A 6,880-nucleotide genomic window follows, 5' to 3' on the forward strand; every position below is an offset into this window, starting at 1 on the left:
AGACTTCCAGCGCCGCGAACCCGCCCGGAGCGCAGCGGAGGGCAATCGAACACAGCCGCGGCGTCTGTTGTTTCTCCGGGGTCAAGTCGTACCCTGGGTGTTATGGGTCTGTGCATAGAAGACGCTGTCCGGATCGCCGCCGGTCCGGTCGGCGCGAACCTGACATTGTCGGCGGCGCAGGCGACCCCCGAGGCGGTCGAGTACACCGAGATCCTGGAGGCCGAGGACCGGCCGTGGGTGACCGTGGTCTGGGACGATCCGGTCAATCTCATGCACTACGTCACCTACATCTTCCAGAAGCTGTTCGGCTACAGCAAAGGCAAGGCAACCGAGTTGATGCTCAAGGTGCACAACGAGGGCAAGGCCGTGGTGTCCTCCGGGTCGCGGGACAAGATGGAACACGACGTACAGCGCCTGCACGCGGCCGGACTGTGGGCGACCATGCAGCGTGACGACTGATCCGGACGACTACGGTAGGCCCGTGCGGAAGTGGAGCAGGAAGAACTCCCTGAGCGGGCCGAAACTACGCTCGGAAATGGACGCCCACGAGGCGGAGGTGTTGCGTTCCCTCGTCGGCGCGGTCACCGGGTTGCTGACCGACCGGGCGGGTGAGGCCCCCGAGGACGATCTCGCGGCCCTCACCGGGCTACAGATGGGCAATGCTGCCCCGCCGGACGATCCCCGGCTGCGCCGCCTGCTGCCCGACTTCCACCGCCCCGAACCCGGTTCTCCCGACGCCGACCGCGCCGACCTCAACAGCGCGCTGCGCAGCCTGCACGAACCCGACATCATCGAGGCCAAGGTCACGGCCGGACAGGTGGTCCTCGACACCGTTCCGGCCCAGGGCGGGAAGATCAACCTTTCGCCCGAGCAGGCCGACGCCTGGCTGACCTCCCTCAACGACATTCGGCTCGCCCTCGGCACCGCCCTCGGCATCGACGCCGACACGCCCGACATGCTGGACCCGGACGATCCCCGGGCCCCGCACCTGGATGTCTACCACTGGCTGACCTGGATGCAGGATTCGCTGCTACAGGCCCTGGCTCCCTGACCGCGGGCACCGCTAGCGTGGGCTGCGTGAACACGGCTGCTGGACCGCGCGATTCGCTCACCGATGTGACCGGCCTGCTGGTCGGGCACCACCATGTGCTCGACGCCGATGCCACGCTCGGCTCCGGTGCGGCGACCGGCTGCACCGTGGTGCGCGCGCCGGGCGGTGCGGTCGCGGCCGTGGACGTGCGCGGCGGCGGTCCCGGTACCCGGGAAACCGATCTGCTCGATCCGTCGAATACCGTGCGCCAGGCCAACGCGATACTGCTGACCGGCGGCAGCGCCTACGGTCTGGCCGCCGCCGACGGCGTGATGCGCTGGCTCGAGGAACGGGGCGAGGGCATTCCGATGGATCCCGCCGATCCGAGCCGGGTGGTGCCGATCGTGCCGAGCGCGGTGATCTTCGATCTTCCGGTGGGGGCGTGGAATATTCGGCCCACCGCCGACTTCGGCTTCCTGGCCGCCGAGGCGGCCGCCGTGGATTTCGCGCGCGGGTCGGTGGGTGCGGGCGTCGGCGCGCGGGCCGGGTCGATCAAGGGCGGAATCGGCACCGCCAGTGTGCGTTTCACCGACGGACCGGCCGCCGGGGTCACCGTGGGCGCACTCGTGGTCGCCAATCCGGTGGGTTCGGTCTTCGACCCGCGCACCGGATTGCCGTGGGGTGCGGGCACGGACGGTCCCGACTATTTCGGCCTGCGGCCCGCCACCGCCGAACAGCTCGCCGCCGCCAACGCGCTGCCGGTGAAGGGCACTGTGCTCAATACCACCATCGGCGTGGTGGCCACCGACGCCGACCTCGGCCCGGCCGCCTGCCGCCGCCTGGCCACCACCGGTCACGACGGGCTGGCCCGCGCCATCCGCCCGGTCCACTCCCCACTGGACGGCGATACCCTGTTCGCCGTCGCCACCGGTACCGTGCAGGCCGCCGACCAGGGCATTCGCCTGCCGCCCGCCTTCGCGGCGGAACTGCTGATCCTGGATCAGCTCTGCACGGCCGCCGCCGTCTGCGTCGAGCGCGCGGTGGTCGACGCCATCCGCAGCGCCACCGCCGTCGCGGGCGTTCCGGCCTATGCCGACCTGTTCCCGGGCTGACCGCCCGCGCCTCCCGGTTCCGGTTCGTCGGGAATAGCCGCATATTCTCGACTGTTGAGGGCCGGTGAGCGGAAGGAATGCGACAGTGCTGGTGATCAAGGCCGACCTCGTCGACAAGATGGTGGCGCACGCGCGCGCCGATCACCCGGATGAGGCGTGCGGTGTCATCGCCGGTCCGGAGGGTTCCGATCGTCCCGAGCGGTTCATCGCCATGATCAACGCCGAGCGCTCGCCCACCTTCTACCGGTTCGATTCCGCCGAACAGCTGCGGGTGTGGCGCGAGATGGACGACCGCGACGAGGCGCCCGTGGTCATCTACCATTCGCACACCGCCACCGAGGCCTACCCGAGCCGCACCGACGTCTCGTTCGCCTCCGAACCCGACGCCCACTACGTGCTGGTCTCCACCCGCGACCCCGAACAGCACGAACTGCGCAGCTACCGCATCATCGACGGCCAGGTCACCGAGGAGCCGGTCCGGGTCGTCGCCGACTACGCGGTGGACGCCTGAGCACTCCCCGCGCGACCACGCCAGCAGGAAACGAGCAAGGAGCACCCATGCCGGTCACCGTGTCCATCCCCACCATCATGCGGCCCATCACCAAGGGCGAGAAGCGGGTGCAGGCCGAGGGCTCGACCCTGGCCGCGGTCATCGACGATCTGGAATCGAACTACCCGGGACTGAAGGATCGGCTGCTCTCCGACGGCAAGCTGAACCGCTTCGTCAACATCTACGTCGACGACGAGGACGTGCGCTTCGAGGGCGGGCTCGCGGCCGAGGTCACCGACGGCGGCACCGTCACCATCCTCCCGGCCGTCGCGGGCGGCGCGTAATACCGTGGCACGCTTCGAGTCGCTGATCGAGACCCTCGGCAACACTCCGCTGGTCGGGCTGAAGAACCTGTCCCCGCGCTGGGACGGCGACGACCACGTGCGGCTGTGGGCCAAGCTCGAGGACCGCAATCCGACCGGGTCCATCAAGGACCGTCCGGCGTTGCGGATGATCGAGCAGGCCGAGGCCGAGGGCAGGCTCACCCCCGGCTGCACGATCCTCGAGCCCACCAGCGGCAATACGGGGATCTCGCTGGCCATGGCGGCCAAGCTCAAGGGCTACCGGCTGGTGTGCGTGATGCCGGAGAACACCTCGGTGGAGCGGCGGCAGCTGCTCACCATATTCGGCGCGGAGATCATCGACTCCCCGGCGGCGGGCGGCTCCAATCAGGCGGTGGCGCGGGCCAAGCAGATCGCCGCCGAACACCCGGACTGGGTGATGCTCTACCAGTACGGCAATCCGGCCAACGCGCTGGCGCACTACGAGACCACCGGCCCGGAGATCCTGGCCGACCTGCCCGAGATCACGCATTTCGTGGCGGGTCTGGGCACCACCGGCACCCTCATGGGCACCGGCCGCTTCCTGCGCGAGAAGCTGCCCGAGATCGATATCGTCGCCGCCGAACCGCGCTACGGCGAACTGGTCTACGGGCTGCGCAACCTCGACGAGGGCTTCGTGCCCGAACTCTACGACGAGTCCGTGCTCACCTCCCGTTTCTCGGTCGGCCCCTACGACGCGGTGCGCCGCACCCGGGAGCTGGTGCTGGAGGAGGGCATCTTCGCGGGCATCTCCACCGGCGCGATCCTGCACGCCGCGCTCGGCGTCGGCCGCAAGGCGCTGCAGGCGGGCAAGCGCGCCGATATCGCCTTCGTGGTGGCCGACGCCGGATGGAAGTACCTGTCCACCGGCGCGTACGACGGCACCCTCGAGGAGGCGGAGGAGCGGCTCGACGGTCAGCTCTGGGCCTAGTGCGCCCGGTACGCTCGGAGATACGAGCGTTCTAGGAGGTCGTGCCATGAGCGGCGGTGCCGGCATGGGTGCGTCGTTCGATCCGGACCGGATCGGACGACTGCGCGGACAGCTGACCAACCCCGAGACCAGCACGCGGGGATCCACGGCGCTGAAGCTGTTGTGGCAGCGCGCCATTGCGATAATTCTTGCGTTTACCGCGTTTCTCTACGGGGTAGAGGGCGTGGATTCGGTAACGGGGCACAATCTCGATTACGAGGGTGTGCGCCCGCGCACCGACGAGGGCCTGGCCGGCATTCTGTTCGCGCCCGTACTGCACGCCAATTGGGAACACCTCTTCGGCAATACGGTGCCGGTGCTGGTGCTCGGTCTGCTCACGCTGCTCAGCGGAATCGGGCGCGGCTTGGCGGCGACGGCCATCATCTGGGTGATCGGTGGATTCGGCACCTGGCTCACCGGGGAGGTGAATTCGGTGCACATCGGCGCTTCGGTGCTGGTGTTCGGCTGGCTCACCTATCTGATTTCCCGGGGCTTCTTCGCCCGGAACGCCACCCAGATCGTGATCGGTCTGGTGGTGGGGTTGCTGTACGGGTCCATCCTGTTGGGAGTGCTGCCGGGACAGGACGGAATCTCTTGGCAAGGGCATCTTTTCGGGGCGATGGGTGGCCTGGTTGCCGGGTGGGTACTCTCTGGTGATGCACGTCGTCATCGTCGCGGGGCTAACGCCGGCCGTCTCGCGTCGTCGGGGTGACAGCGGATCCGGTCGGCGATATGGGGGATCCCTCCTTGAATGAGACAGCAGCGTGGCAGCATGGGGGAATGCGCCTCACAGTCGTCGGGTGTTCGGGTAGCGTGTCCGGCCCGGATTCGCCGGCGTCGGGATATCTGCTCACCGGCCCGGATATGACGCCCACCGTTATCGATTTCGGTCCGGGTGTGCTGGGCGCGCTGCAGAAGTATCTGGATCCGGGTGAGGTCGACATCTTCCTCACGCATCTGCACGCCGACCATTGTCTGGATCTGCCCGGGCTGCTGGTGTGGCGCCGGTATCACCCCAATCCGCCGTCCGGCAAGGCGGTCGTGTACGGGCCGTCGGACACCTCGCTGCGGATCGGCAACGCCTCCGCCGAAATCGGCGGTGAATGCGACGACTGGTCCGATGTCATCGATATGCGGCAGTGGTCGGTCGGCGCGCCCATCGCCTTCGGCCCCGGCCACACCGTCGAGGCCCGCCGCATGTTCCATCCGCCGGAGTCCTACGGTCTGCGCATCACCACCGCCACCGGGCGCACCCTCGTCTACACCGGTGACACCGCCCTCTGCGACGAGGTGTACGAGCTGGCCCGCGGTGCGGACGTCCTGCTCTCCGAGGCGTCCTGGACTCACGATCCGGCCAATCGCCCACCCGGCATTCACCTTTCGGGTACCGAGGCGGGCATGATCGCCGCCGAGGCGGGCGTCGGCGAACTGCTCCTCACCCACATCCCCCCGTGGACCTCCCGCGAAGACGTGATCGCCGAGGCCAAGGCCGTCTTCACCGGCCCCGTCCACGCCGTATCGCCCGGCGAGACCTTCGACATCTGACCCACTGGGTCACCGAGTCCGCCGCGCACTAGGCTGTGTCCGTGTCGAAACGAGCCGATGGCAGGGCGGACGACGAGCTCCGCGACGTACGCATCACCCGGGGATTCACCACGCATCCGGCGGGATCGGTGCTGGTGGAGTTCGGTCAGACGCGGGTGATGTGCACCGCGAGTGTCACCGACGGCGTGCCCCCGTGGCGGCGCGATTCCGGCCTGGGCTGGCTGACCGCCGAGTACGCCATGCTGCCCGCCGCCACCCACACCCGCAGCGGCCGGGAATCGGTCAAGGGCAAGGTCGGCGGCCGCACCCAGGAGATCTCCCGCCTCATCGGCCGCTCGCTGCGCGCCTGCATCGACCTGTCCACCATCGGTGAGAACACCATCGCCATCGACTGCGATGTGCTGCAGGCCGACGGCGGCACCCGCACCGCCGCCATCACCGGCGCGTACGTGGCGCTCTCCGATGCCGTCACCTATCTGGCGGCGGCCGGTCAGCTCACCGATCCGCAGCCCATCTCGTGCGCCATCGCCGCGGTGAGCGTCGGTGTGGTGGACGGCCGGGTGCGGCTGGACCTGCCGTACGAGGAGGATTCGCGCGCCGAGGTCGATATGAACGTGGTGGCGACCGATACCGGCACCCTGGTCGAGATCCAGGGCACCGGTGAGGGCGCGACCTTCCCGCGCTCCACCCTCGACAAGCTGCTCGATGCCGCGCTGGCGGGCTGTGAGCAGATCTTCGCCATCCAGAAGGAGGCGCTCGCGCTGCCGTATCCGGGTGTGCTGCCGGAGCCGGGGGAGAAGAAGAAGTGAGCCGCCGCGTGCTGGTCGCCAGCCGCAATGCCAAGAAGCTCGCGGAGCTGCGCCGCATTCTCGACGAGGCGGGTATCGCGGGCATCGAGATCGTCGGCCTGAACGACGTGTCGCCCTACGACGAGGCTCCCGAGACCGGCGCGACCTTCGAGGAGAACGCCCTCGCCAAGGCCCGCGACGGTTTCGCCGCCACCGGATTGCCCTGTGTCGCGGACGATTCCGGTATCGCCGTGGACGCGCTGAACGGTATGCCGGGTGTGCTGTCGGCACGCTGGTCCGGTGTGCACGGTGATGACGAGGCCAACAACCGGCTGCTGCTGGCCCAGCTCGGCGACGTCCCCGACGAGCGCCGCGGCGCGCGCTTCGTCTCCGCCTGCGCCCTGGTCGCCGACGGCGTCGAAGAGGTGGTGCGCGGCGAGTGGCCCGGCGTCATCAACCGGAAGCCGCTGGGCGACGGTGGTTTCGGCTACGATCCGCTGTTCGTCCCGGACGGCGGTACGGTGAGCGCGGCCGAGCTCACGCCCGCCGAGAAGGACGCCGCCTC

The 6,880-nt window shown here is 69.0% G+C and carries 10 protein-coding genes; all 10 read left to right on the forward strand.

Annotation, left to right across the window (positions count from 1 at the left end; genetic code table 11):
• Window positions 1-102 precede the first annotated feature (102 nt).
• Complete coding sequence (gene clpS, locus QK444_RS29705) at window positions 103-459, forward strand: ATP-dependent Clp protease adapter ClpS (protein WP_029926511.1); 357 nt, start codon at window positions 103-105, stop codon at window positions 457-459.
• A gap of 22 nt (window positions 460-481) precedes the next feature.
• On the forward strand, window positions 482-1,051 hold the full coding sequence (locus tag QK444_RS29710; protein ID WP_282785431.1) for a DUF2017 domain-containing protein: 570 nt from the start codon (window positions 482-484) through the stop codon (window positions 1,049-1,051).
• 26 nt (window positions 1,052-1,077) lie between these two features.
• Window positions 1,078-2,142, forward strand: a complete 1,065-nt coding sequence (locus QK444_RS29715; RefSeq protein WP_282785432.1) for a P1 family peptidase — start codon at window positions 1,078-1,080, stop codon at window positions 2,140-2,142.
• Between the two features lie 85 nt (window positions 2,143-2,227).
• Window positions 2,228-2,653, forward strand: coding sequence for a M67 family metallopeptidase (locus QK444_RS29720; protein WP_282785433.1), 426 nt, complete (start codon window positions 2,228-2,230; stop codon window positions 2,651-2,653).
• A gap of 47 nt (window positions 2,654-2,700) precedes the next feature.
• The gene (locus QK444_RS29725) at window positions 2,701-2,976 is read left to right on the forward strand and encodes a MoaD/ThiS family protein (RefSeq protein WP_282785434.1); all 276 of its coding nucleotides are present in this window, start codon (window positions 2,701-2,703) and stop codon (window positions 2,974-2,976) included.
• 4 nt (window positions 2,977-2,980) lie between these two features.
• Entirely contained in the window at window positions 2,981-3,943 is a 963-nt protein-coding gene (locus QK444_RS29730; RefSeq protein ID WP_282785435.1) for a cysteine synthase, read from the forward strand.
• Window positions 3,944-3,989: 46 nt separating this feature from the next.
• The gene (locus QK444_RS29735) at window positions 3,990-4,694 is read left to right on the forward strand and encodes a rhomboid family intramembrane serine protease (RefSeq protein ID WP_282785436.1); all 705 of its coding nucleotides are present in this window, start codon (window positions 3,990-3,992) and stop codon (window positions 4,692-4,694) included.
• Window positions 4,695-4,762: 68 nt separating this feature from the next.
• Window positions 4,763-5,527 (forward strand): cyclic nucleotide-degrading phosphodiesterase, encoded by a 765-nt coding sequence (locus tag QK444_RS29740; RefSeq protein WP_282785437.1) that lies wholly within the window; start codon window positions 4,763-4,765, stop codon window positions 5,525-5,527.
• A gap of 41 nt (window positions 5,528-5,568) precedes the next feature.
• On the forward strand, window positions 5,569-6,336 hold the full coding sequence (gene rph / locus QK444_RS29745) for a ribonuclease PH (protein WP_282785438.1): 768 nt from the start codon (window positions 5,569-5,571) through the stop codon (window positions 6,334-6,336).
• The coding region (locus tag QK444_RS29750; protein WP_282785439.1) for a non-canonical purine NTP pyrophosphatase at window positions 6,333-6,880 on the forward strand (548 nt) is incomplete at its 3' end. The genes rph and QK444_RS29750, both read left to right, overlap by 4 nt.

It is taken from the genome of Nocardia sp. CC201C, assembly GCF_030010695.1.
Taxonomy (GTDB): Bacteria; Actinomycetota; Actinomycetes; order Mycobacteriales; family Mycobacteriaceae; genus Nocardia; species Nocardia otitidiscaviarum.

Excerpts from the sequence above, each read along its gene's own strand:
- clpS (WP_029926511.1), top strand. The coding sequence starts at position 103 with ATGGGTCTGTGCATAGAAGACGCTGTCCGGATCGCCGCCGGTCCGGTC.
- QK444_RS29725 (WP_282785434.1), top strand. The coding sequence starts at position 2,701 with ATGCCGGTCACCGTGTCCATCCCCACCATCATGCGGCCCATCACCAAG.
- QK444_RS29735 (WP_282785436.1), top strand. The coding sequence starts at position 3,990 with ATGAGCGGCGGTGCCGGCATGGGTGCGTCGTTCGATCCGGACCGGATC.
- QK444_RS29740 (WP_282785437.1), top strand. The coding sequence starts at position 4,763 with ATGCGCCTCACAGTCGTCGGGTGTTCGGGTAGCGTGTCCGGCCCGGAT.